Consider the following 23592-nt stretch of genomic DNA (forward strand, 5'->3'; position numbering starts at 1 on the left):
AAAACGCTTTTCATATCCTTTTGCCATTAACCATCACATTAGCTTTAGCATTCAGAGGAATACAATGCTCGGCACAAAGATATTTTAACACTTGCCAACAAGCCAGATGACAATATCAAACTCACCCAGAAAGCCTGTGAAGATTTAATTCAAGCTGCAAAGATGTTTCATAGAATGGCGTTAATAAAAAATTTAAAAGGCGCACGCGAAGCGGGCATTACGGAGATTGATTGCGAATTTACTTTGAAATACAAACCTTATAGATTTCAAAGCAAAAAAAACCAGCAAAAGCTGGTTTTTTTCTGTAAATATTTGATATTAATCTTCCGGCGCCAGAATCACCTGAATCCCATCAAGCGCCTCGGTAAACTGAATCTGACAACTCAATCGCGACTGCCCTTCTTTATAGTATTCACTTTCTTCAACCAGTACCTGCTCATCACCCTCTAAAGGCGGCAGCGTGGCCATCACCTCTGGCGAAACATAAACATGACAGGTAGCACAAGAGGCAACACCACCACAGATTGCCGCCACATCCTGACCGTTAGCCTGCAATACATCCATAATGCTGTATCCGGTATCAGACTCAATAACGGCCTCATTGCCGTCACGATCAATCACATTCAAAACTGCCATTACTTAAACCTCTAGATTTCTTAAAAAGCAAAGCCGCTAAGGCATTTGCACTTAACGGCTTAGGGAATTACTTAATAATATTATTTTGCCGGCATTAATGGTACTGGATCAAACACCCAGCCTTTTTCAGTACGGCGCGCTGGCGACGGAATGGCATAGACCTTTGTATGCTTATCACGATCGATTTGATCCGCATCAATACGCCAACCTTTTGCATCCCACTCCTTTAATTGCTTACGGTAGGAAATAATCATTTTATCCGCCGGCATCATCACTTCAGAGGTCATATTGTCTGGTGTTAATGGCGGCTGAATTTCTTCCAGCACGATCACATCATCTTCGGCGATAACACCGTTCATATCACGAATGTCATCGTCGTCAGCAACATCCTCTGGCAGGAAGTTACACATGCTGACATTGAACGCTTTAGTGTTGAATTGATCAATCGGCGTTTCGTATAAATACTGGTGCATCCAATTAGTCGGCGTAATGTGAATATAGGTCCACACATTATTAGGACCACTGTGACCAGCGCCTGCTTCCAAATCACCAGCCTCAGTACGAGAGGTTTCACCTGCATGGGCAGCCTCATGGGTACTAGGTGGCGCCTGAAAAGTCAGCATAAAACCAGCACCCCAATCATGCGTCACCAAATCGTACTCTTGCACTTTATAGGTTTCCAAACTGGCGCCTTTGAAGCCATGACGTTCATGCACAAACTCGTTATGGGCAGGGTCAACACCGTTTTCGACATTGCGCTCATAGTTTGATTTCAATCCCCAGGTCTGGGTAACCCAGCGCCATTTTTCATCAGTATAGTCCTGACCATTAGGGTTATTGTGTGGACGTAATAACGGTGGGCGCTCCTCTTCCGGCAAATCACCCAGAAAAGCCCAAATCACACCATGCTCCTCATGAACAGGATAGGAATCTATTTTAGTACGCGCTGGAATTTTCTGGTTATCCCTGCCAAGAGAGGGAATATATTCACACTTCCCTTCACCATTAAATTGCCAGCCATGATAAGGGCATTCAACATTGTTGCCTCTCACTTTGCCCTTCGACAAAGAACCACCGCGGTGGGAGCAAACATCATGCAAACAATGGGCATTACCCTCTTCATCACGATAAATCACGAAGTTTTGCTTTAAAAAAGTGACGCGATGGGGAGCATCCGCTGGCACATCGGCGCTTTCAGCCATGCGTACCAAAAATTGATATACATAGGTTTCTCCTACAATTGTTCTTTACCGTGCCGCCAATAGCTTAAAATGCAAATTGCCGGTGCTATTTAAAAACCGCGATGCATTATACCAAACAGCAATGTTATTGGGATGGTTATAATACGCTGTTCGCTGCTAAGTCCTTGTTTTTACATATCTTTACGATTTTATAAACTAACTTGTAACAAGGGTCAGTGTTGTTACGCAACACCCTCGCGAGCAGATGACCTGAGACGAAAATTTAACTATCAATACCCCAGCGCTTAATAACACCGGTATCAATATCAAACAGATCCAACACCCGACTGACACTATGATTGACCAAATCATCAATCGACTGAGGGCGGTTATAAAATGCTGGCACTGGAGGCGCAATTATTGCGCCCATTTCAGATAGCGACGTCATCGTCCGCAAATGCCCCGTATGCAGTGGCGCCTCCCTCACCATTAAAACCAACTTCCTACGCTCTTTCAGGATTACATCAGCAGCACGAGTTAACAATGTCGACGTAATACCCGATGCTATTTCTGACATACTACGAATAGAGCAAGGGGCAACCACCATGCCCATCGTTGGAAAAGAACCACTGGAAATAGAGGCTGCAATATTTTTAATCGGGTGTACTTCATCCGCCAGCGCTTGCACCTCCTTGACACTGAGATCCATTTCATAGCCCAGTGTAAGTTCGGCTTACTCATCACCAAATGGGTTTCAATGGGTGTATTTTGTAATAACTGCAACAGGCGCACGCCGTAGATGATGCCCGAGGCTCCAGATATACCTACAATAAGGCGATTATTTATTCCAGCAGTAGACATAACACTCCACATTTAAATTCACGACAAATAATAATGACTAAGCATAGCGCATCCTTACAAACCCAAACAGCCCGGATTTAATCGTCGCTTGGGATCAACCACCTGCTTAATAGCAGCCAACAAGGCATACGACTCAGGTTTTAAGCCCTCTTTATAAATATACTCTTTGCCGACCTGTAAGTGTGAAGCGCCCATCTCCGAAAATGCTTGTACTAATTCATTTCGCATCGCTGTTACAGCGGCACGCGCCTCCAGGTTAGCAGGGAAACCTTTTTGCTTAGCCAGCACCCCCGCTTCCACAGTAGCTCGATGCAACTCATTGAGTTCATCAGGCCAAAACCACAACGGCTCCATAAAAAAACAATTGGTAGAAACTGTAGTGAATAAAAAGCCGGTAATAATATTATGCTTTTCAATAGCCGCCTGGTATTTTTCAAAAATGGCTTCAGTCATTTTTACTGACTCAAGCACCTTGGAATGCGGTAACAACGCATGCACCGGCACCCAGCGCTCACCCTGCGGCCCGACCATATTATTAAGTGGGTTAAATGGATTGGCACGAACAATAGCCGGCACACTGTTTTCAATTTTTTTACCACCCAAACGCCGACAAATGGCTTCAACCTGCAAAGCGACTTCATCTGCAGCAGCATCACAGCGCTCTTCGATATTAGCGTGAATGGGGTAGCTGGCATTTTTTACTACGCGACGACCTGCCAACGCGATTTTTGCACCCTGCTTTACCGCGCCCAATACTGAGCCTGAAGCGGAGAGTACGCCACCAAGCGCTTTGACATCATTCAGCAAACTATCACGCTGTGCGCGTACCTGACCCAATCCAGGATCGGTACCAAACATTTGTGCAGCCAGATTTTTACGGGCTATTTCAGACAGCGCCTTGATCTGCGCTTCATAATTATCAAAATCATAGGACACATGACGCATTGATTTATATTCAGGCATTAAACGCAGCGTAATCGTTGCTTTGACACCCAAGGCACCGGTATCACAGGTAAACACGCCGGTTAAATCAGGCCCGAAGTGCCGAAAAAAAGGCGTGCCGTTTTTTTGCGCTGCCGAGCCAGTAGACAACACATCGCCATTTGCCAGCACCACCTGCATGCTCACCACAGAATCAGCAGAGGCACCAAATAAACCCGCACCAAAAAAAACACTACTTTGGGAAATACTCCCACCTACCGTTGCATGCATACCCGATAGCGGCCCCCAAAAAGGCGTTCTCAAGCCGGTATTTTTTAAACTATCGTGTAATTTTTTCCAACTACAACCGACCTCAACGGTGACGAACATATCTTCGGTATTTATCTCAAGCACCTGATTCATACGGCTGGTATCTATCAGCACTGTTGCCTCTTCAACCGGTACATAACCACTGGTATAAGACATACCACCACCCCGGCAATCACTGCACAATCAGCTGCTACCGCGAGTTGCACCACAGTGGCCAACTGCTCGGTATTAGCAGGTCGCACAACTAACGCTGCAACGATGCTGCGGGTAAATACATCCTGAGAATAAAGCCGGCAAGATTCTTCATCGGCAAGTATATGCTGGGCACCTACTACAGCGCGTAATTCCTGAAACAACAATTCAACTGACATTTAAATCTCAACCCAGCTAGTACTTAAGAATAGATAGTGGTATCAAACCACCCATTAACTTAGCGCTATCCCGCTAACGCCGCTTGATTTTTATCAACAATAAACAAATAGATTCGGAAAATGCAGGCTAATTCAGATCAGCGAGCTGTGTGTAATCCCTGCTCATCCAATACCGCTACATGATGGGCCGACTGCACCTCGATCAAGCCTTCATTCTGTAATCGGCTAAAGGCCCTACTGACCGTCTCCAAGGTTAAACCTAGATAATCTGCAATATCCTGGCGACTCATAAACAACTCAAAGCTGTAACCACCCTTGATTGTTTGGCGCTCTTTTAATTGCTGCAATAAAAAGCATAAACGCTCGTGCGCTTTTTTCTGGCCAATAGCGAATAACTGATCAAATAAACGCAACATCACCTTATTGGTAATCACATCAACATTGCGTTTAAGCTGTTTGGATGTATCACATAACGACAGAAAAGACAGCCGGGGAAACTCCTGCACACGGCACTCAGTCAATGTTTTAACACTGTATTCAAAATATTCATTATGGGTAAAGCCAACGAAATTCCCGGGAAAACAAAAGCCATCACTTGCCGGCGACCATTAGCAGCTGTTCGCTCTACCATCATCACACCTTGCTCAACGGTATACAAAGAGTGGGCCGTGGAGTGCTGCAAAAACAAATAGTCGTTAGCCAAAATCTGCCGGCTTTTCCCCAGCTGTCGCAACGCCTGGGATTCCGCCCCCTTAAGCCCGTCAAAGAGTGAACTATCAGTAAAAAAGGCCAAGCTAACTCCAAATGAGATTAGAAAAAAACACCAGACTACTTAAACAACTTCGGCAATAAACCAGGCACCTGTTGACGATACTGACGATAGGCAGCTTGTTCACCATAGCGTTGCTGCTGAGTGATGTCGCTACGCCTGGATGCATCAATCATCAACAACACCAAATACAAAGGAGAAATTAATACCGCAGCGACCTCATAAGTATTCTGACAATATGTCACACCTGCTAGAAACACGCCAAATATAAAAAGAATTTCGCCGAAATAATTAGGATGACGACAACTTTGATATAAGCCAATAGCACAAAAGCCAGCTTGTGATTTTTTGAATGCTTGCTTTTGTTCATCAGCCAGTGTTTCTAACACCAACCCCACCAACATAATAACTGCAGCAAACACCAACACCACTTCAGAACCGGATGCCGGATTTTTACATATAAAATACACGGCAAAACTGTAAAAAATATAATTCCAACTAGTGAACTGCCACAGAATCACTTTTACAAAAAACGGCATTTCCTTATCTGCCGCCACTATCTGTTGGCGAATACCGGCATAACTATCCGCTTTTCTTCGTCGAAACTGGAAATAAAACAATCTTAAACCATACAAAGCCAACATTAGCGATACTAAGTAGCCTCGCCAGTCAGCCTGAAAATAAACGGCTATAAGCGGACTCAATAACAACGTAGCTACGCTATAACTGAAAGTAAAAACATGGACAAAATTAACGAAAACCAATAAACAGACGAATAACGAAAGCGCTAATAAAAGGTAATGAAAACCGCCAATAGTTCCATTTGACATCAGCCAATAGAACAAACCCCACATACTCAATAAAAACAGTGGCATCAACTGCCGCAACGGCCCTTCCATATTTCACTCTCACTATTATTTAAATTATTTATCCGCTTTTAATTGTGAAAATCTTGCAGAAAAATCATTTTCACGAGGCCCGACCACAGCCATTACTTCAAAGGTTTTGTAATCCGCTTCAGGCATAAGTAAAGCAGCAATCACGACTCTGGATACGTCCTCTCTTCGAATAGGGCCTCCCTTTTTAGTATCCCCTTGATAAAACTGAACGACTTGTTCAGGACCCGCCTTGTCAGTAAGGCCACCAGGGCGAACGATAGTGTAATTGACATCACTGGCACGCAACGCATCCTCGCCTTTCAACTTCCATCGCAACACATTATTTGCAATGCGATTAAGAAAGTGATCCGGCTGCGTCACCCCCATTGACGAAATGAGCACGAACTTTTTAATATTTTCAGGCTTACTGGCAGCAAGTAAATTTAATGTTCCCTGATAATCTATCCACTCAGGTGTTGCTTTCCCTGTACCTTTTAGGCCTGCGCCGGCGGCATTAATAATGGCACTGACTCCGGCAACAGCTGCTGGTAAGGTGGCTGCTACCGTCAAATCGGCCTGCACAAGATTAACATCCTCACCCAATATTTCTCGACCGCGCTCGCTATCGCGCACCATAGCTCTAACCTGAAATCCCTGTTGTTGTAAATCTGCAACAATCAACCGTCCCGTTTTACCAGTAGCACCAACCACCAATATCACATTGTTTTTATCTACTCTGGCGCTGTCTGACTGACTACCAGTAAATAATGAACAACCGCTAACCATAATGATCATTGCCATCACTGCCAACTGCTGCCATATAGATTTCATCATATTCATACGCATTCACCACCCTCAATCCTAGTCATCACCGCCAGCAACATAAAACCAGCCACAAAAAAAAGCCAGCCTTAACTGAGGCTGGCATTTGTTTTTACATAACTTTACCCTGCACAAACCAATCTACTAACATTCACTTACCGGGTTTTACCAACAACCTTTCTGGCAAGTAGCGACCAACCAACAGCAATACCACACAAAATGTTATGCCCTCGGCCAGAGACAACGCCATATAAACACCTTTATCATTCATTAACACTGGCAGTAATAGTAAGCCCAGTGCAGGTAAAATCAGACTGCGCAGCAAAGCAATACCGGTAGAAACCATTGGTTTATGCATCGCCGTACAATAAGCAGAAAAACAAACATTGGCGCCCATAAATATAAAGGTCGGCCAAAACCACTGAATGAACTGTTCAGCAATAGCTATAACAGTCACTTCACTAGCGTCGATAAAAATAGCAATAATTAACTGCGGTATTAACAGCAAACAACTCACCAACACCACGCCTATTAACACTGCACTGACCAAGGCCACTTCAACAAAAGCGCGAATGCGTTTTGGCTTCCGGGCACCAAAGCAATAACTTACCAAAGGTTGCAGAGCATCCCCCAAGGCGAAGTTCGCCATCATTCCCATATAAAAAAGATAATTTATAACGGCATAAGCAGCCACCCCATCAACACCAAACCGCAGCATCATCACCCAGTTAAACATCAATGCAGTTATCCCAACGGATGCTTCATTAACAAATTCCGAAACACCGTTAAACGCGGCGCGGCCAACATCACGCCAATTGCCATTACCGAAGCGAAATGACAATTTGGTTTTATTAGAAAAAAAATGGGGAATCAATACCAATAGCGTTAGCGTATAGGAGCTGCCGGTAGCTAAGGCCGCGCCACTGATTCCCAAATCTAACTTTGCAATAAACAACCAATCCAGGCAAACATTGCTAACAGCACCAAGTATTAACGCGATGTTTGCCAACATTGGGCGGCCATCTGCCTGCACAAAATAAACCAGCGCCACCGCTACCATGCCGATTGGCATCAACAGTAAAATAATCCGTAAATATTCTCCAGCCAAGTCACCAACCAGAGCATTGGTCCCAAGCAAGGGCAACAGCCATTCAACCCCCAGCAATCCAAGCGCTGCCACTAACACAGCACTCAATAACTGCACAGAAATTACCCGGGTAAATATATCGCAAGCTGCTGCAATACTCCCAGCCCCTAAAGACTTTCCTGCCATCACCGAGCCACCAATCGATAGCATGAAAACATAACCAAAAATAAGCGTTATAACCGGGATACAAAAACTAATGGCAGCCAACGCGCACTACCGATATAGCTGCCGACGAAAATACCATCCACCACACTGGCCGAAGACAGGGATAATAAACCAATAATACCGGGGGATAGCGTAGCGAAAATATAGCGTAACCGGGGAGCCTGTTGCGGGATTCATAACAAAAATTTCCGCAACAGGGATCTTATGGGGATAAACATAAATTGGCGCCGATTATAAATCGGCAGGGGTAGTACAAGACACTAATCTACAGCTTTTCTTAAACGGATTACGAAACCGATGCGGACGTCGTGAGTCAAAATAATAACCTTGCCCGGCTTGCAAAATGTAAACTTCATCCTCTACCGTAAGCTCCATTTTCCCCTCGACAATGTAACCTACTTCTTCGCCCTCATGCATGTATTTTTCTTCCCCGGTATCTGAGCCGGGGGCAGCACCTCAACCATAAAAGACATAGCCCGACTGGGATAAGACTTACCAATTAACTTCCATTCAATATCATTGACTGAAGAATCCAGAAACTCATCCGCCGTATACACGACAGGAATATCCAGCTCTTCAGACTCCTGTGAATCAAAAAAATCCATCAATGACATCGGCAAACCAGAAAGCACTTTCTTCAGCGAGCTGACACTAGGGCTAACGCTATTTTTCTCAATCATCGAAATCGTTGAATTAGTGACACCAGCACGTTTAGCCAACTCCCGTTGCGAAATGCCCACCTTTTTTTCTAGCCTCTTTTAAGCGACTGCCAACATCCAAGCTCGAACTCCTTAATTTTGAATATATTTCAATGACTTATGTCACCATACCTAGCTCTCTGGCAACAACAGCAATGAAAAAAATTTACATTGCTACAGCATATTTCGCTCAGCACTCTTTTCAGCTTCAACGAATTTCAGTACATTGTGCATTATTAAAAACGAATGATCGATATTTTAGACAAAGTATTTTAGCCACGCCATCACTCTCTGCACAGAAGCCTAAACCATGCTAAACCCAAGTACGCATTCCAGCGAGTACCCTGACTCTTATTATGCCGCCAGCCTCAAATACACCCAGCGCTATCCCCGCCTTGAAGGCCAGCGAAGCACCCAAGTCTGTGTCATCGGTGGCGGCTTTAGTGGCGTCAATACCGCTCTCGAACTGGCGGAGAAAGGCTATCAAGTGACGCTGCTTGAGGCTTACCAAATTGGCTGGGGAGCCTCGGGACGCAATGGCGGACAGATTATTCGCGGGGTGGGCCATGGCACCGAGCAGTTTCGTCAAGCCATTGGCCAGGAAGGTATCGACGCCATCGATGAGATGGGATTTGAAGCCAATGAAATCATCAAGGCAAGAGTTAAACGCTACACTATCGACTGTGACCTGAAGATGGGTTACTGCGATCTCGCCACCAAACCTCGGCACCTTAAGGATTTCGAAGACACCAAATCCTGGCTTGATAGCCGTAACTACCCCTATGAAACTCGCCTACTCAGTAAGAGTGAGATGTCACAGGTGGTCGGCTCAGATGCCTATATTGGTGGCATGATTGATATGGGTAGCGGCCACCTGCACCCACTCAATCTGATCTGCGCAGAGGCGGCTGCGGCAGCTGAGCAGGGAGTACAAATCTACGAACAATCCGCTGTTACTGATATCCAGCAAGGGGATACCTGTACCATCAAAACCCAACACGGTGAAATAAAAGCCGATCGCTTAGTCATATGCGGCAACGCCTATGTTGCCGGCCTAAACAACACACTTGAAGGCCAGATATTACCTGCCGGTAGTTATGTGATCGCTACCGAACCATTATCCGAGCAACTATGTCAACAGCTACTGCCACAAGATATGGCCGTTTGCGATCAGCGCGTTGATCTGGATTACTATCGCCTCAGTGCCGACAAACGCCTATTGTTTGGAGGCCTGTGTACCTATTCTGGCCGTGACCCCAACTCGATCGTCAATGCCCTGCGCCCGAACATGGATAAAGTATTTCCGTATTTAAAGGACATCAAAATTGAATACCAATGGGGCGGCATGATCGGCATCGGCGCTAACCGCCTGCCACAAATCGGTCGCCTGCGCCCCAATGTTTACTTCGCCCAAGCCTATGCAGGCCACGGCGTCAATGTCACGCATGTTGCCGCCAGATTGATCGCCGAACATATCGACGGCGACAGCCAGCGGATGGAGGTTTTTGAAAAGGTAAAACACCTGCGCTTTCCTGGCGGCAGGCGCTTTCGCTCACCACTGCTGGCCATCGGCATGAGCTACCACCGCTTAAAAGATATATTTTAACTTCCTAAGAACCCTCCCTGTTAACCAATACCACATTGGCTATTGGTTAATGTCTATTTTGAGAGCTAACTCAACGTATCGCTAAAATTACGCTGCTATATTTGCGGCCACATTACAGCACTACCGCGTCATCATTTTTTAAACTCAACTGCACCTTATTTCCTAATAGGTTAATTTATGAGCTCTACCAGCGCTAAAAAAAATGACTTAAACCCCAAGGTTCTGTGTCGCTTTCAAGCCCTCACGAATACCCCAACCACTGCCCGAGCCGAGTTAATTAGCAAGTCCGAGTTAATGAATTTTGCAGAAGGCGACACCGTTTTTAAGGCCAGGAAAAAACAACACAGCACGCTATATTTTTTACTTAGCGGCAGCGTTGAAATTAGGTATTCATTTGATCGCCGGATTATTTTAAGCCACAAATCAGAGTTTAATAGTTGTGACTTAAATGCCCAATTGGAAGATAGCGGAAGTATTCGCGCCACTGAAAACTGTACGGTGCTGGCAGTTCAGGCCAAGCACATCGAAGAAATGTCTAACCAAGATTACGAGATTATCGATTTAAGCGACGAACATAACTGTATGCTGGGCGCCTCCTTGATTGATGATGACTTTCAAAAAGATTGGCAGACCGAATTCATTCAATCATCGATCGCACAAAACTTACCCGCACAAGCGATTCAACAGTTATTTACCTGTATGGAAGACATGGAACTCGACGCCGGCGATGTGATTTTTAAGCAAGGTAGCGATGGCGATTACTTCTATTTAATCAAAGAAGGCGAAGTCACTATCACCACAGAAAGTAATGGTGCCTATCAGGGACAACAGTTTAATCTGGAAGCAGGGCAGTATTTTGGCGACGAGGCGTTAATCGCCAACACTATCCGCAACGCCACTGCCTGTATGCATACCGAGGGTGTCGTTGGCAGAATTGACCGCGACAATTTTAATCAGGTCATTAAAAATCATCTGGTTACTTTTAATAGCCAATTAGATGATCAACCCGTTGATATTATTGACGTGCGCTTCCCGCTTGAATGCAAGCATCAAACGATAGAAAATAGCAAAAACATCCCCATTAGCCTGCTGCGCAAAACCCTCGACAAATTAAACCCCGAGACACGCTATGTAATCGCACCAGCCAATGATTGCCGCAGCGAACTGGCCACATACCTGATGCGCCAGGCAGGATTTAATGCCACCGCGCTGGCCATTGATTTACAGCAAGCATAATGTAGGTAACATTTTTATAATTTAATCCAGGTCGCTTTCAATTCACTGTATTTATCAAATGCATGCAAGGATTTATCGCGACCATTGCCGCTCTGTTTAAAACCGCCAAATGGAGCGGTCATGTCACCACCATCGTATTGATTTACCCACACCGAGCCTGCTTTTAAGCCCCGCGCAAAACGGTGTGCGCGACTCAAATCACTGGTCCACACCGCCGCCGCCAAACCAAAAATACTGTCATTGGCTATGCGCAGTGCATCCGCCTCATCACTAAAACGAATGACGGACAACACCGGTCCGAAAATTTCTTCCTGCGCAATCGCCATCGCTGATTGCACTCCATCAAACAAAGTAGGCTCGATATAAAAACCGCCGGCAACCGCTGTGATACGCTTACCACCCACCGACTTATTCGCTCCCTGCTCGATACCCTTATCGATATAACTCATTACTCGCTGCAATTGCGCCTCATCTACAATGGCGCCAACATTGGTTGCAGGGTCCAGCGGATTGCCCGGTTGCCACGCCGCCATCGCAGTGCGCACCTTGGCAATAAAGTCATCAGCAATACTGTCTTCAACCAGTAAGCGCGAACCGGCAGTACAGACTTCACCCTGGTTGAAACAAATAGCGCCAGCGGCGGCGATGGCAGCCTCATCTAAATCGGGAGCATCAGCAAAGACAACATTGGGGGACTTGCCTCCAGCTTCACTCCACACCCGCTTCATATTGGATTCACCCGCCGCAATCAATAGCCGCTTGGCTGTTGCCGTAGAACCGGTAAATGCCAGCGTATCGATATCCATATGCACAGCTAAGGCCTGACCCACGGTATGACCAAATCCTGGCAACACATTAAACACGCCTGCCGGAATACCCGCTTCAAAGGCTAAAGCGGCAATGCGAATAGCGGTTAAAGGTGATTTCTCGGAAGGTTTTAAAATAACCGAATTACCCATTGCCAATGCCGGCGCAATTTTCCAGGAGGCCATTAACAAAGGGAAGTTCCACGGCACCACCGCAGCAACTACACCAATCGCCTGCCGGGTAATCAACCCCAGCTCGTCAGACCCCGTCGGCGCCACTTCATCATAAATCTTATCGATAGCTTCTGCTGTCCAACGAATAGCTCGCAAGGTCCCACTAATATCGACACTTAATGCATCGGTAATGGGCTTACCCATATCAAGGGTTTCCAATAAGGCTAACTCTTCACTGTGGTTCGCGATTAAATCAGCAAACCGAAGCAATACGGCTTTACGCTTGGCCGGGGCTAAATTAGCCCAACTGCCTTCATCAAATGCCTGCCGCGCTAGCGCAACAGTCTTATCAACATCAGCTGTATCACAGGAGGCCACATCGACTAACTTGCGGCCATCTATCGGACTATTACAAGTAAATGTTTCGCCACTCTCTGCTGCGGTATAGGCACCATTAATAAAGGCACGACCTTCAATCGTCAGGTCTGCGGCAGCGGCTTGCCAGTACGCCAGGCTTTGTTCAGTCGTCATAATTACTCACTATTCAAGAGGGTTCAGTCATGCGGCCAAACCTTACTGCATATAAGCCCTATATTTCAATATATCGAACACTCATAACCACTGAAATTATTTGAAACCCTCTATTTTCATGCTATCAATCGCTATAAATGGCAGTATTTTTGCTTTCTCACCAACAGCACTTGATGTTTTATTTTTTTTACATAGAATCCCCCTTTAATCGTTTGAAATACTGCCCAGAGAAAGCCCATGCCTAATCACACCCCACCAAACCGCCCCGAGCTAGACGCCTTCTGGATGCCGTTTACCGCCAGCCGTCAATTTAAAGCGGAACCGCGGATGCTGGTATCGGCAGAAGGTATGTATTACCAATCAGAAGATGGCCGCCCTATTCTTGATGGCACCGCGGGACTATGGTGCTGCAATGCCGGTCATGGTCGCCAGCAGATCTCAGAAGCCGTCAGCCAACAAATACAACAGTTAGATTTTGCCCCTACTTTCCAGATGGGACACCCACTTCCTTTTCAACTGGCACAGCGACTGGCCGGGATCAGTCCTGAAGGGCTAGACCGGGTATTTTTTACAAACTCAGGATCTGAGTCAGTCGATACCGCCCTGAAGATTGCACTGGCCTACCAAAAATTACGCGGCAAAGCGGGTAAAACACGTTTGATTGGTCGCGAGAAGGGTTATCACGGCACCGGCTTTGGTGGTATTTCTGTCGGTGGACTAGGTAATAACCGCCGCTCTTTTGGCAGCTTATTGCCTGGGGTTGATCATCTAAAGCACGCTTGGGTGCCTGGCTCTGAATTTACCAAGGGGCAACCTGCAAACGGGGCCGAACTAGCCAATGAGCTGGAAGAAATGGTGCTACTGCACGGCGCTGAAAATATTGCCGCTGTCATTGTTGAACCCGTAGTCGGGTCAGGTGGCGTATGGATGCCTCCGCAAGGCTATTTACAAAGACTACGGGAAATCACCAGCGCCCACGACATCCTGTTGATATTTGATGAAGTCATTACCGGCTATGGCCGGGTCGGCGAAGCCTTTGCCGCACAGCGCTTTGGTGTTACCCCTGACATCATCACCACAGCCAAAGGTTTAACTAATGGCGCCATTCCAATGGGAGCCGTATTTATTAATAACGCTATTTACGAAGAGTTTATGCAAGGCCCGGTCGAAGCCATTGAATTATTCCACGGCTATACCTATAGCGGTCACCCGGTTGCGGCAGCGGCGGCACTGGCCACCATGGATATTTACCAGCAAGAAAATTTATTTCGAAAAGCCATCGAGCTGGAAGATGATTGGGCAGAGGCACTGCACTCATTAGCTGAATTTGATATTGTCAAAGACATTCGCAACATCGGTTTAGTCGGCGCAGTTGAATTCAAACCCGGCAGTAAAATTGGCCAGCGCGGCTACGATGTTTTTCAACACTGTTTTTGGCAAGGTAACGCTCTGGTTCGCTGTACCGGCGATATTATCGCGATGTCACCACCGTTAATTGTTAATCGCGAGCAAATCACCCAACTCATTGACAGCATGCGCAACGCGATAAAAAGCTTGTACTAATTGACCCACTTAATTATCAGCGGTAACTCATAGCGTGACCATCATCGCATGACTGCCGCCTGTATTTTCTGCCACTAACATCAACGTTGAAAAATCACATGAACATTAACCATATAGTTACGCTTAGCACCGAAAATATTGATGCCGAAAATTACTTACCTGACGCCAGCAAAATCATTAACGGCAATCCGGTACAAAACGTATGGGATGTTTTTTCGTCGCCTGATGAAAAATTCCAATGCGGGGTATGGGATGCACAAGCCGGCCGCTGGAAAATAAATTATAGCGAACAGGAATTTTGCCTGATACTCGAAGGCGAGTCTGTTATTCACGATAACGAAAGCGGCAGCAGAACCATAAGCGCTGGCGATCAATTTATTATTCCTGCGGGCTTTAGCGGCGAATGGGAAGTACCCAACTACTGTAAGAAAGTTTACGTCATCTACCAAGCCTAAGGCTGAGGAAAATCATGACTACGCGCACTGAACACACCGGCTCTTACTATGCAGATAGCCGCAATGACACACTAGACCGGCCAACACTTAACGACAAAGTAGAAACAGACATTTGTATTATCGGCGCTGGTTTTACTGGAATTTCAAGTGCACTGCATCTGGCAGAAGCCGGCTTTAAAGTCGTTGTGCTTGAAGCCGCCCGCATCGGCTTTGGTGCTAGCGGTCGCAATGGCGGCCAACTGGTCAATAGCTACAGCCGCGATATCGACGTTATTGAAAAAAATTACGGGCAGGATCTTGGCAAAGCCCTCGGCAATATGGCTTTCGAAGGTGCCGATATTATTCGTCAGCGTATTAAAAAATATAATATTGATTGCAATTACCAGGCCGGCGGTATTTTTGCAGCGATTACCAACAGACAGTTACACGAATTAAAACAGCAGCAACAATTATGGCAGCGCTATGGCCATGATGATTTACACCTATTAGACAAAAATGAAATCGGCGAGCATATTGCCAGTGAGCGTTATGTCGGTGGACTGCTGGATAATCGCGGCGGCCATATTCACCCGCTTAATTTATTATTAGGTGAAGTCAAAGCCTTTGAAACTTTAGGTGGCAAGGTTTATGAAGACTCGGCCGCTATCCGTATTGAGCGCCAACCTCAACCCATTGTCCACACCGCTAACGGTCAGGTTAAGGCGAAGTATTTACTCATTGCAGGCAATGCCTACATGGCGAATTTGGTACCTGAGCTTGCCGCCAAAAGCATGCCCTGTGGCACTCAAATAATTACCACCGAAGTATTGGATGAAAGTATTGCTAACAGCTTGATCCCTGGTGGACAGTGCGTTGAAGACTGTAATTACAAACTGGATTACTATCGTCTCACGCAAGACCATCGTTTACTTTACGGCGGCGGCGTAACTTATGGCGGCGGCGATCCCGCTTCAATAGAACGATTTATTCGCAATCATTTAGAGCAAACCTTCCCGCAACTCAAAGGTGTAAAATTCGATTACGCCTGGGGCGGCGACTTCCTCTTAACCATGAGTAGACTGCCACAATTTGGCCGTCTTACTGACCACATATACTACGCACAGGGTTATAGCGGTCACGGCGTCACCACCACCCATTTAGCTGGCAAATTAATTGCCGAAGCGATTGGCGGACACGCGCAACGTTTTGATGCGTTTGCCAGCTTGAAGCACTTTCCCTTCCCCGGTGGCAGACTGTTTCGGGTTCCTTACACCATGATGGGGGCCGTATATTATGGACTTAGAGACAAGCTGGGAATCTAATAAATTCAGCTGCGTTGCAGGTATATGTGAAACAAACAACCAGGCGTTTATAGCTGCCATTGATGCAAGCAATGAAACAACAACAGGATGCCAGTAAGTGGGTTACTGGCATCCTCCATCCAGCGCCCTATATTGAATGAAAAATAGACAAATTAATGTTTGACTTATGCTTCATACCTCTATAAATTCCCAACCAGCTTGAAAGAAAGCCGATTTAAATTCTCCATTTCGTAGTATACCTAGTAGTTTCACGTCCTGTAGTTTCTAAATTTCAGTCTATTTTTCCGCTACCCATGCCCACAAGGGCACATTTATTTTTTCAGGATATTAATTATGTCTACAGTTAAAGGAACCGTTAAGTGGTTCAACGAATCTAAAGGTTTTGGTTTTATCGAGCAAGAGTCTGGTCCAGATGTTTTCGCTCACTTTTCTGCGATCAACAGCTCAGGTTTTAAAACGTTGGCCGAAGGTCAAGCGGTTGAGTTTACTATCACTGCTGGCCAAAAAGGTCCTCAAGCAGAGAACATTACACCTTTATAAGTTATTGCTTATAAATGGATAAAAAAAACAGGCCTTATGGCCTGTTTTTTTTGCCTGATCATTTTACCTGCTGTCAGTTAGATTTAGCCGTTAGCACCGACTTGGGTGTCATAGACGAAAACAACTCAACAATTTGTTCGAAGGTTTCAAGTTTTTCACTGTTCTTTAGGTATGTCATATAGACCTCCAACTTCACCGTAGGCGCAGCGGCAACTCGAAACAAACCTCCTGATTGAATATAGGGCTCAACCGTCGACTCCGGCAAAAAGGCGACGCCACCGTGCTCAAGCATAAAATCCAGAGCAATACGCCCGGTACTGCTATGCATGATTGGCACCACTTTCTGCCCTACGATTTGCGCATGCTGAAGGTTATAACTACTCCCCCAATCAATTTGGATGTAACCATGCTCAAACACATTATTAAAATGACTATCGGCATAAGAACTCACCATCACCAAATCCATCTGATGAATATTATGCACCCGTAACTCGTCCACCTTGGGCGGATCAAACATCACCGCCATATCCAACACCCGACTAAGTAACTGCTGGGTTAAGGCTTCTCTATCCTGTACTACGGTCTTCAGCGCAATCCCTAAATACTGACGATACAAACTGTGTAAATATTCCTGTAATAGTGAATCCCATAAATTGGGTGTACCACCAATCGCAATCTGCTGCCCCTCTTTTTCTGTCAACGCCGCGTCCTGCATGGCGTGACTTAACGCCGTAACCACCGCCAAAGCATGAGGCTTCAAACGCTCACCGGCCGGGGTCAAATTGATATTATTGCGATAGCGGTTAAACAAGCTAACCCCGAATAAATTCTCCAACTGACGGATACGGCTACTCACCGCCGCCTGCGTAAGGTAGAGATTCTCAGCGGCCCGCCCGAAATGCCGCGTTTTCTCTACTTCTAAAAAGGTTTTAAAAAGCTCTGTTTCCACCTGCCAACCCTTATCCTGACGATAAAAATTTTTTGATTTACCCGATTCTACCCTTTGCAGATAATCGCCGCCAATAGCAACCCATATTTAAACCAAGAGGTTAAAGCTTATGGAAGTCAAAGGCTTTGAAGTTACAGCCACTTTTTACAACGACGCCAAATTTCCCCGCGGCTTCAAAAAGAGCGGAGAATTTACAATCGGCGAATCTGACCTATTACATAAATACGGGCAGGCCATGCAAGCGTTGCATAACGGCAGCAGAAAACCCGTTACTGATGATGAAAAGAATTTTGTCGCAGCGTGCAAAGGCAGCAAAGAAGCCGAATCACCGCTAGAAAAAGTGTGGCTAAAATACCAACTTAAAATCGGCAAGAAAGTCATCATCAACGCCTTTGGCAGCAACACGCCAGTCGTTAAAGATAGCAATGATGATGACAGCGACGATGACGACCTGATCACCGAACTGGATGAAGATTTGGAGCTGGAGGACTAAACACTACCGCGTTTAGTCTGGACGGCTTTAGATATAGGGAAATAACAATTCATACTCGAGCGCCGTCACCTGGCGCTCAAACAATGACATATCGTCATGCTTGGCAATCGAATACATCTTCACAAAATCTTCGCCCAACCAATCCGCTATCCTTGGATCGCTATCCATATTACGCAAGGCATCACGCTGATTATCTGCTAACTGCGGGTGCTCCTGTTCATAAGCATTATTCACTACCGGCTCTGGCGGAGTCAGCTTATTGTTCAAGCCCTCGGCGACGCCCATCAATAGGGCCGCAGTGGCCAAATAAGGGTTAGCATCCGCACCAGCCGTACGACACTCCAGACGTGTAGCTTTACCCCCTGAAGCCGGGATCCTCAACGCTACACTGCGATTATCAAAGCCCCAGGTCTTACTGGTTGGCACACACTCGCCAGCTGCCAAACGTCGAAAACTGTTTACAGTAGGACAAATCAGAGCCTGGGTACTGTCTGCCATATCCAATAAACCGGCAATCGCCTGCCGCATAAAGGGGTTTTCAGTAGGCTCACCTGTAGCGAAAATATTATTTCCCTGCGCATCCAACAAACTTAAATGGATGTGTAAGCCGTTACCCGGCTGATCAATATAGGGCTTGGCCATAAAACTGGCTTCCATATTATGCCGCCTTGCTACTGTTCTGATAAGCCGCTTCAATAACACCGCCTGGTCCACAGCTTTTAAAATATCGTTGCCATAATCCAGATTAACTTCGAATTGACCGGGTGCATTCTCGGCAATAACTGTATCGGCAGGAATATTCTGCTTGGCGGCCATCGACAACACTTCTTCTATGAAGAAGTCATAATCTTCAAGATCATCAATAGCATAGACCTGAGTCGTGGTCATCCGCCGCCCCGATACAGGGGATTTTGGCTGCTGTAAACGGCCTTTTTCATCACGGACTTTATCAAACAGATAAAACTCTAATTCCAAAGCCAAACCCGGGGTGTAGCCAAGCTTGGCAAAACGATCTACGACCTGTGTCAACACCTGACGTGTATCGGCAAAAAACGGCGCACCTTCGATATTTAACATGCTGCACAAGACCTGGGCCCGGTCTTTTCTCTCTCGCCAGGGCTGTAACGCCAAGGTTTCAACCACTGGGCAACAGAGGCGATCACTATCACCAGTCTTCAAACCCAAATTTGTATCCGGCACAACGTCACCCGTCGCGCCCAAGCCCATGACTGAACGCGGTAAGTAAAAACCATGAGCAAACACCTTTGGCAGCAGCTCTTTCCCGATACGTTTACCACGCAAAATACCATTGAGATCGCACAGCAATAGATCAATCGTTTTAACTGTAGGGTTTTGCTCCAAAAAAAGCGTCGCCGGGCTGGCGGATTCATTGACAAGTTCACTCATATCTAGACTCGGGCATTACACTGTAAGAAAAATCAGGCCTAATTATCCCGCCAGACCGGCAAATGTCAAAACTTTTGAACACAGTTTAAAATTTATTTTACACTTACCGCAAAATTCACTGGCCACAACGTCAAAAATATTTTATGTTTTGTACATTAAGTTTAACACCAATCAAATTGTGATAACCCATGAGTAAGCCCCTGGTAGGCGTGGTAAGTGACGTACAGTTAATCGATCCACACCCCTTTCATACTGCTGGCGACAAATACCTTCGCGCACTGGCTCAAGCCAGCGACGTGCTACCTGTCATTATCCCGGCGCTTACCGATGAACAGAACATTGAAGACTGGCTACAACATCTGGACGGGGTATTTCTTACCGGCGCCTACTCTATGGTTGATCCCGCCCATTATGGCGAAACGAAAATTGATAAGCCCTACCGCTATGACGCCCAGCGTGACACCCTCAGCTTTGAGCTCATCCAGGCACTGATACAAACTGACACCCCCTGTTAGCGGCCTGCAGAGGTATGCAAGACCTTAATGTAGCCCTTGGCGGCTCGCTGCATCAATGCGTTCATGAAGTGGCCGGTCTGAACGATCACCGCGAGGACAAAAACGCGACCCTGGAACAGCAATATAGCGACGTACACCGGGTCTCTCTCACCACTGGCGGGCTATTAGCGACAATCACCCACTGCGATTCACTCAATGTCAATTCACTGCATTCGCAGGGTATCAATCGATTGGGAAACGGCCTTTCAATTGAAGCCAAGGCCGAGGACGGCTTAATCGAAGCGATCAGTGTTGATGCCATGCAATTCGGTTTGGCCGTACAATGGCACCCTGAATGGCAGATACAGCGCAACCCCAAACAACAGAGTATATTTCAGGCGTTCGGCCAAGCCTGTCGAGACCGATAACATCGTCAATTTTATTGATTAAGCGACGTGTTACTGCACAATTTAAAGCAACACCCACAAACACCCAACAACGGAAAACATCATGCAACAGCTGGCGAAGTGGCTAGAGGAAAACAAAATCACCGAAGTGGAATGTATCACTCCGGATCAAACAGGTATTGCCCGCGGTAAAATCATGCCCACAGGCAAGTTTATTGCCGAGGGCGGCATTCGCTTGCCACAAAGCGTATTGCTGCAAACAGCCACCGGCGACTACCCCGAATCGGAGCTGTACTATCGCCTGCTGGACCCACGTGATATTGATATGGTCTTGGTGCCAGACGAAAGCGCAGTCTTTATGGTGCCCTGGGCACTCGAGCCTTCAGCTCAAGTTATCCATGATTGTTTTGACGGTGAAGGCAATGTCTTCAGCTTATCGCCGCGCAGTATTTTAAGGCGCGTCTTGAAACTCTATAGCGACAAAGGCTGGGAACCTATTGTCGCGCCTGAAATGGAGTTTTATCTAACCAAACGCTGTACTGATCCCGACTTACCACTGGAACCACCGAAAGGCCGATCAGGCCGTCAGGAAAGTGGTAGACAGTCTTTTAGTATTGATGCCGCCAACGAGTTTGACCCAATTATCGAAGACATCTATGACTGGTGCGAGGAAATGAACCTCGACATTGATACCGTGATCCATGAAGAAGGCCCAGCGCAACTGGAATTCAACTTCCGCCACGGTAATGCGCTAAGCCTTGCGGATCAGGTTTTTATTTTCAAACGTACCGTTCGTGAGGCGGCGCTGAAACATAAAATCGACGCCACGTTTATGGCTAAGCCGATTGAAAGTGAACCCGGTAGCTCCATGCATATTCACCAATCACTGACAGATAGCCAAACCGGCGAAAACTTGTTTTCCAATGCTGACGGCAGCCCTTCAGAATTATTCAAACACTATATCGGCGGTCTGCAACACTATATGCCGATGATGATGCCGCTCTTCGCCCCTAACGTTAATAGCTATAGACGTTTCTTACCTGGCGAGGATGGCAGCGCTCCCACCAACATTGAATGGGGGGAGGAAAACCGCACCACCGGTTTACGGGTGCCACAATCAAAACCGAATGCACGCCGCGTAGAAAATCGCGTACCCGGTTCTGATACCAATCCTTACCTTGCGCTGGCAGGCAGTCTTGCTGCTGGCTATCTCGGTATGCTTAACAAACTTGAACCGCGCGAACCGATTGCCGGCCGCTATCAGGGTGAAGGGGTTGATATCCCAAGCAATCTTGAATTTGCGCTAGAGGCAATGGCAGAGTCCGAAGAAGTTCGAGAAATTCTCGGTGGTGATTTTGTCGATGGTTTTATCGGCACTCGTCTCGCTGAGTACGAAGGCTTCAAGCGCGTTATCAGTTCATGGGAGCGAGAGTTCCTACTCACCGCAGTATAGAGGGTAACCATGCCAGCAACTACTTTTTCCCAGCTGCAGCGAGATGCAAGCGAATACATGATCCACCCCTTTGTCGATAATGCGGCGCTGAAAAAAAAGGCGCGCGCATTATTAGCAAAGCCGATGGCGTTTATGTGTGGGATGAACAAGGTACCCAATATCTCGATGCATTTGCTGGACTCTGGTGCGTAAATCTGGGCTACGGTAGAAAAGAATTAATTGATGCAGCCAGCCAACAAATGGCGCAGCTACCGTACTACAATTTATTTTTTAACACCTCTACCGAACCAGTGATCAATTTAGCTAAAACTTTAGCGTCAATTGCACCGGCACATATCAACAATGCTTTTTTTTGCGGCTCAGGTAGCGAAGCCAATGACACTGTATTTCGGATGGTGCGTCGCTACTGGGATTTAAAACAACAGCCCACAAAAAAAATATTTATTGGCCGCCACAATGGCTACCATGGGTCCACCGTGGCAGGTGCCAGTCTTGGCGGTATGGGCTACATGCATAAGCAAGGTGACCTGCCGATTAATGGTGTCGTGCACATCAACCAACCTTACTGGTTTGGTGAAGGTGGTGATTTAACGCCGGAAGAATTTGGCTTGCAACGCGCGCAGGAATTGGAAAGTAAAATTTTGGAGATTGGCGCAGATAATGTGGCCGCTTTTGTTGCCGAACCGATTCAAGGCGCTGGCGGTATTATTATTCCTCCCTCCACCTACTGGCCAGAAATTCAACGCATTGTTAAAAAATACAATATTTTATTAGTCGTCGACGAAGTCATCTGCGGCTTTGGTCGCACCGGTAATTGGTTTGGCTGCGACACCCTCGACATCAAAGCGGATTTAATGCCTATTGCTAAAGGGCTTTCCTCCGGCTACCTCCCCATCGGCGGGGTATTAATCGCCGATCATGTTGCCGAAACATTCAAGCAGGAAAATAGCGGCGATTTAAATCACGGCTTTACCTATTCCGGCCACCCCGTTTGCGCTGCGGTCGCACTTGCCAACGTTAATATTATTCGCGATGAAAACATTATTGAAAACGTGCAGCAAAACACCGGACCGTATTTGGCCGCACAACTGCAACGACTGAGCGACCATCCACTGGTAGGAGAAGTGCGCTCTGCCGGCTTACTGGCAGCGATAGAGTTAGTCAAAGACAAAACCTCCCGCAGCCGTTTTGATAGTAAAGGGACTGCTGGCAGCAGCTGCCGCGACCACGCTTTAGCCAACGGTTTAATTTTACGGGCAACCGGCGACACTATGCTGTTATCGCCACCACTGGTTATCACCAACACTGAAATCGATCAGCTCATCAGTAAAATTAGCCTTGCCCTGGATAACACCTATAACGACTTAACCACCCCAAAATAACCTCACAGGACCAGGC

22 protein-coding genes and 3 pseudogenes are annotated in these 23592 nt (G+C 46.6%); 11 read left to right on the forward strand and 14 right to left on the reverse strand.

Annotation, left to right across the window (positions count from 1 at the left end; all coding sequences use genetic code 11):
- Nucleotides 1–318: 318 nt before the first annotated feature.
- From UNITIG_RS07660 to UNITIG_RS25285, 11 genes and pseudogenes are all read right to left on the reverse strand, one after another.
- Complete coding sequence (locus tag UNITIG_RS07660; protein WP_101757847.1) at nucleotides 319–636, reverse strand: 2Fe-2S iron-sulfur cluster-binding protein; 318 nt, start codon at nucleotides 634–636, stop codon at nucleotides 319–321.
- 80 nt (nucleotides 637–716) lie between these two features.
- Complete coding sequence (locus UNITIG_RS07665; RefSeq protein ID WP_101757848.1) at nucleotides 717–1838, reverse strand: aromatic ring-hydroxylating dioxygenase subunit alpha; 1122 nt, start codon at nucleotides 1836–1838, stop codon at nucleotides 717–719.
- A 262-nt stretch (nucleotides 1839–2100) separates the two neighbouring features.
- Nucleotides 2101–2678: pseudogene (locus tag UNITIG_RS07670) on the reverse strand (UbiX family flavin prenyltransferase).
- Nucleotides 2679–2732: 54 nt separating this feature from the next.
- Nucleotides 2733–4085, reverse strand: a complete 1353-nt coding sequence (locus tag UNITIG_RS07675) for an FAD-binding oxidoreductase (RefSeq protein ID WP_101757849.1) — start codon at nucleotides 4083–4085, stop codon at nucleotides 2733–2735.
- On the reverse strand, nucleotides 4037–4300 hold the full coding sequence (locus tag UNITIG_RS23460; RefSeq protein WP_101757850.1) for a hypothetical protein: 264 nt from the start codon (nucleotides 4298–4300) through the stop codon (nucleotides 4037–4039). The genes UNITIG_RS07675 and UNITIG_RS23460 overlap by 49 nt, the downstream gene beginning before the upstream one ends.
- Before the next feature lie 137 nt (nucleotides 4301–4437).
- Nucleotides 4438–4821 carry a helix-turn-helix domain-containing protein gene (locus UNITIG_RS07685; protein ID WP_101757851.1) on the reverse strand — a complete coding sequence of 128 codons (384 nt, stop codon included), beginning with the start codon at nucleotides 4819–4821 and terminating at the stop codon, nucleotides 4438–4440.
- On the reverse strand, nucleotides 4818–5093 hold the full coding sequence (locus UNITIG_RS07690) for a Crp/Fnr family transcriptional regulator (RefSeq protein ID WP_101757852.1): 276 nt from the start codon (nucleotides 5091–5093) through the stop codon (nucleotides 4818–4820). The genes UNITIG_RS07685 and UNITIG_RS07690 overlap by 4 nt, the downstream gene beginning before the upstream one ends.
- Nucleotides 5094–5128: 35 nt before the next feature.
- Nucleotides 5129–5968 (reverse strand): DUF1295 domain-containing protein, encoded by an 840-nt coding sequence (locus tag UNITIG_RS07695; protein WP_101757853.1) that lies wholly within the window; start codon nucleotides 5966–5968, stop codon nucleotides 5129–5131.
- Nucleotides 5969–5992: 24 nt separating this feature from the next.
- Nucleotides 5993–6787 carry an SDR family oxidoreductase gene (locus UNITIG_RS07700; protein WP_159931122.1) on the reverse strand — a complete coding sequence of 265 codons (795 nt, stop codon included), beginning with the start codon at nucleotides 6785–6787 and terminating at the stop codon, nucleotides 5993–5995.
- A gap of 133 nt (nucleotides 6788–6920) precedes the next feature.
- Nucleotides 6921–8123 carry an MATE family efflux transporter gene (locus tag UNITIG_RS07705; protein WP_101757855.1) on the reverse strand — a complete coding sequence of 401 codons (1203 nt, stop codon included), beginning with the start codon at nucleotides 8121–8123 and terminating at the stop codon, nucleotides 6921–6923.
- A 189-nt stretch (nucleotides 8124–8312) separates the two neighbouring features.
- Nucleotides 8313–8861, reverse strand: a pseudogene (locus UNITIG_RS25285) (cupin domain-containing protein).
- A 228-nt stretch (nucleotides 8862–9089) separates the two neighbouring features.
- Here UNITIG_RS25285 and UNITIG_RS07715 point away from each other — a divergent pair.
- A complete protein-coding gene (locus UNITIG_RS07715) occupies nucleotides 9090–10385 on the forward strand; it encodes an FAD-binding oxidoreductase (protein WP_101757856.1) in 1296 nt (431 codons plus the stop codon).
- Between the two features lie 177 nt (nucleotides 10386–10562).
- Nucleotides 10563–11621, forward strand: coding sequence for a cyclic nucleotide-binding domain-containing protein (locus UNITIG_RS07720; RefSeq protein ID WP_101757857.1), 1059 nt, complete (start codon nucleotides 10563–10565; stop codon nucleotides 11619–11621).
- A gap of 14 nt (nucleotides 11622–11635) precedes the next feature.
- Here UNITIG_RS07720 and UNITIG_RS07725 read toward each other — a convergent pair whose 3' ends face one another.
- Nucleotides 11636–13132 carry an aldehyde dehydrogenase gene (locus UNITIG_RS07725; RefSeq protein ID WP_101757858.1) on the reverse strand — a complete coding sequence of 499 codons (1497 nt, stop codon included), beginning with the start codon at nucleotides 13130–13132 and terminating at the stop codon, nucleotides 11636–11638.
- Between the two features lie 237 nt (nucleotides 13133–13369).
- Between UNITIG_RS07725 and UNITIG_RS07730 the strand changes: the two genes are divergently transcribed.
- From UNITIG_RS07730 to UNITIG_RS07745, 4 genes are all read left to right on the forward strand, one after another.
- Nucleotides 13370–14695 (forward strand): aspartate aminotransferase family protein, encoded by a 1326-nt coding sequence (locus UNITIG_RS07730; RefSeq protein WP_101757859.1) that lies wholly within the window; start codon nucleotides 13370–13372, stop codon nucleotides 14693–14695.
- A 98-nt stretch (nucleotides 14696–14793) separates the two neighbouring features.
- A complete protein-coding gene (locus tag UNITIG_RS07735; RefSeq protein ID WP_101757860.1) occupies nucleotides 14794–15150 on the forward strand; it encodes a cupin domain-containing protein in 357 nt (118 codons plus the stop codon).
- Nucleotides 15151–15164: 14 nt separating this feature from the next.
- Nucleotides 15165–16451, forward strand: coding sequence for an FAD-binding oxidoreductase (locus tag UNITIG_RS07740; protein WP_101757861.1), 1287 nt, complete (start codon nucleotides 15165–15167; stop codon nucleotides 16449–16451).
- A 333-nt stretch (nucleotides 16452–16784) separates the two neighbouring features.
- Entirely contained in the window at nucleotides 16785–16991 is a 207-nt protein-coding gene (locus tag UNITIG_RS07745; RefSeq protein ID WP_101757862.1) for a cold-shock protein, read from the forward strand.
- 73 nt (nucleotides 16992–17064) lie between these two features.
- On the opposite strand, the gene UNITIG_RS07750 is transcribed toward UNITIG_RS07745, so the two are convergent.
- Complete coding sequence (locus UNITIG_RS07750) at nucleotides 17065–17940, reverse strand: LysR family transcriptional regulator (RefSeq protein WP_101757863.1); 876 nt, start codon at nucleotides 17938–17940, stop codon at nucleotides 17065–17067.
- 109 nt (nucleotides 17941–18049) lie between these two features.
- Between UNITIG_RS07750 and maoP the strand changes: the two genes are divergently transcribed.
- Nucleotides 18050–18433 (forward strand): DUF413 domain-containing protein, encoded by a 384-nt coding sequence (gene maoP / locus UNITIG_RS07755; RefSeq protein WP_101757864.1) that lies wholly within the window; start codon nucleotides 18050–18052, stop codon nucleotides 18431–18433.
- A 27-nt stretch (nucleotides 18434–18460) separates the two neighbouring features.
- On the opposite strand, the gene UNITIG_RS07760 is transcribed toward maoP, so the two are convergent.
- The gene (locus tag UNITIG_RS07760) at nucleotides 18461–19840 is read right to left on the reverse strand and encodes a glutamine synthetase family protein (RefSeq protein WP_101757865.1); all 1380 of its coding nucleotides are present in this window, start codon (nucleotides 19838–19840) and stop codon (nucleotides 18461–18463) included.
- A gap of 188 nt (nucleotides 19841–20028) precedes the next feature.
- Between UNITIG_RS07760 and UNITIG_RS24175 the strand changes: the two are divergent.
- From UNITIG_RS24175 to UNITIG_RS07775, 4 genes and pseudogenes are all read left to right on the forward strand, one after another.
- Nucleotides 20029–20762 (forward strand): annotated as a pseudogene (locus UNITIG_RS24175) (gamma-glutamyl-gamma-aminobutyrate hydrolase family protein).
- Between the two features lie 82 nt (nucleotides 20763–20844).
- The gene (locus UNITIG_RS07770; protein ID WP_101757866.1) at nucleotides 20845–22194 is read left to right on the forward strand and encodes a glutamine synthetase family protein; all 1350 of its coding nucleotides are present in this window, start codon (nucleotides 20845–20847) and stop codon (nucleotides 22192–22194) included.
- Between the two features lie 9 nt (nucleotides 22195–22203).
- Complete coding sequence (locus UNITIG_RS25290; RefSeq protein ID WP_145999122.1) at nucleotides 22204–22386, forward strand: hypothetical protein; 183 nt, start codon at nucleotides 22204–22206, stop codon at nucleotides 22384–22386.
- Nucleotides 22329–23576 carry an aspartate aminotransferase family protein gene (locus UNITIG_RS07775; RefSeq protein WP_304528927.1) on the forward strand — a complete coding sequence of 416 codons (1248 nt, stop codon included), beginning with the start codon at nucleotides 22329–22331 and terminating at the stop codon, nucleotides 23574–23576. The genes UNITIG_RS25290 and UNITIG_RS07775 overlap by 58 nt, the downstream gene beginning before the upstream one ends.
- Nucleotides 23577–23592 lie beyond the last annotated feature (16 nt).

Source organism: Oceanicoccus sp. KOV_DT_Chl (assembly GCF_900120175.1).
In the GTDB taxonomy this organism is placed as follows: domain Bacteria; phylum Pseudomonadota; class Gammaproteobacteria; order Pseudomonadales; family Dasaniaceae; genus Oceanicoccus.

Excerpts from the sequence above, each read along its gene's own strand:
- UNITIG_RS07660 (WP_101757847.1), bottom strand. The coding sequence starts at position 636 with ATGGCAGTTTTGAATGTGATTGATCGTGACGGCAATGAGGCCGTTATT.
- UNITIG_RS07665 (WP_101757848.1), bottom strand. The coding sequence starts at position 1,838 with ATGGCTGAAAGCGCCGATGTGCCAGCGGATGCTCCCCATCGCGTCACT.
- UNITIG_RS07675 (WP_101757849.1), bottom strand. The coding sequence starts at position 4,085 with ATGTCTTATACCAGTGGTTATGTACCGGTTGAAGAGGCAACAGTGCTG.
- UNITIG_RS23460 (WP_101757850.1), bottom strand. The coding sequence starts at position 4,300 with ATGTCAGTTGAATTGTTGTTTCAGGAATTACGCGCTGTAGTAGGTGCC.
- UNITIG_RS07695 (WP_101757853.1), bottom strand. The coding sequence starts at position 5,968 with ATGGAAGGGCCGTTGCGGCAGTTGATGCCACTGTTTTTATTGAGTATG.
- UNITIG_RS07700 (WP_159931122.1), bottom strand. The coding sequence starts at position 6,787 with ATGAATATGATGAAATCTATATGGCAGCAGTTGGCAGTGATGGCAATG.
- UNITIG_RS07715 (WP_101757856.1), top strand. The coding sequence starts at position 9,090 with ATGCTAAACCCAAGTACGCATTCCAGCGAGTACCCTGACTCTTATTAT.
- UNITIG_RS07720 (WP_101757857.1), top strand. The coding sequence starts at position 10,563 with ATGAGCTCTACCAGCGCTAAAAAAAATGACTTAAACCCCAAGGTTCTG.
- UNITIG_RS07725 (WP_101757858.1), bottom strand. The coding sequence starts at position 13,132 with ATGACGACTGAACAAAGCCTGGCGTACTGGCAAGCCGCTGCCGCAGAC.
- UNITIG_RS07730 (WP_101757859.1), top strand. The coding sequence starts at position 13,370 with ATGCCTAATCACACCCCACCAAACCGCCCCGAGCTAGACGCCTTCTGG.
- UNITIG_RS07735 (WP_101757860.1), top strand. The coding sequence starts at position 14,794 with ATGAACATTAACCATATAGTTACGCTTAGCACCGAAAATATTGATGCC.
- UNITIG_RS07740 (WP_101757861.1), top strand. The coding sequence starts at position 15,165 with ATGACTACGCGCACTGAACACACCGGCTCTTACTATGCAGATAGCCGC.
- UNITIG_RS07745 (WP_101757862.1), top strand. The coding sequence starts at position 16,785 with ATGTCTACAGTTAAAGGAACCGTTAAGTGGTTCAACGAATCTAAAGGT.
- maoP (WP_101757864.1), top strand. The coding sequence starts at position 18,050 with ATGGAAGTCAAAGGCTTTGAAGTTACAGCCACTTTTTACAACGACGCC.
- UNITIG_RS07760 (WP_101757865.1), bottom strand. The coding sequence starts at position 19,840 with ATGAGTGAACTTGTCAATGAATCCGCCAGCCCGGCGACGCTTTTTTTG.
- UNITIG_RS07770 (WP_101757866.1), top strand. The coding sequence starts at position 20,845 with ATGCAACAGCTGGCGAAGTGGCTAGAGGAAAACAAAATCACCGAAGTG.
- UNITIG_RS25290 (WP_145999122.1), top strand. The coding sequence starts at position 22,204 with ATGCCAGCAACTACTTTTTCCCAGCTGCAGCGAGATGCAAGCGAATAC.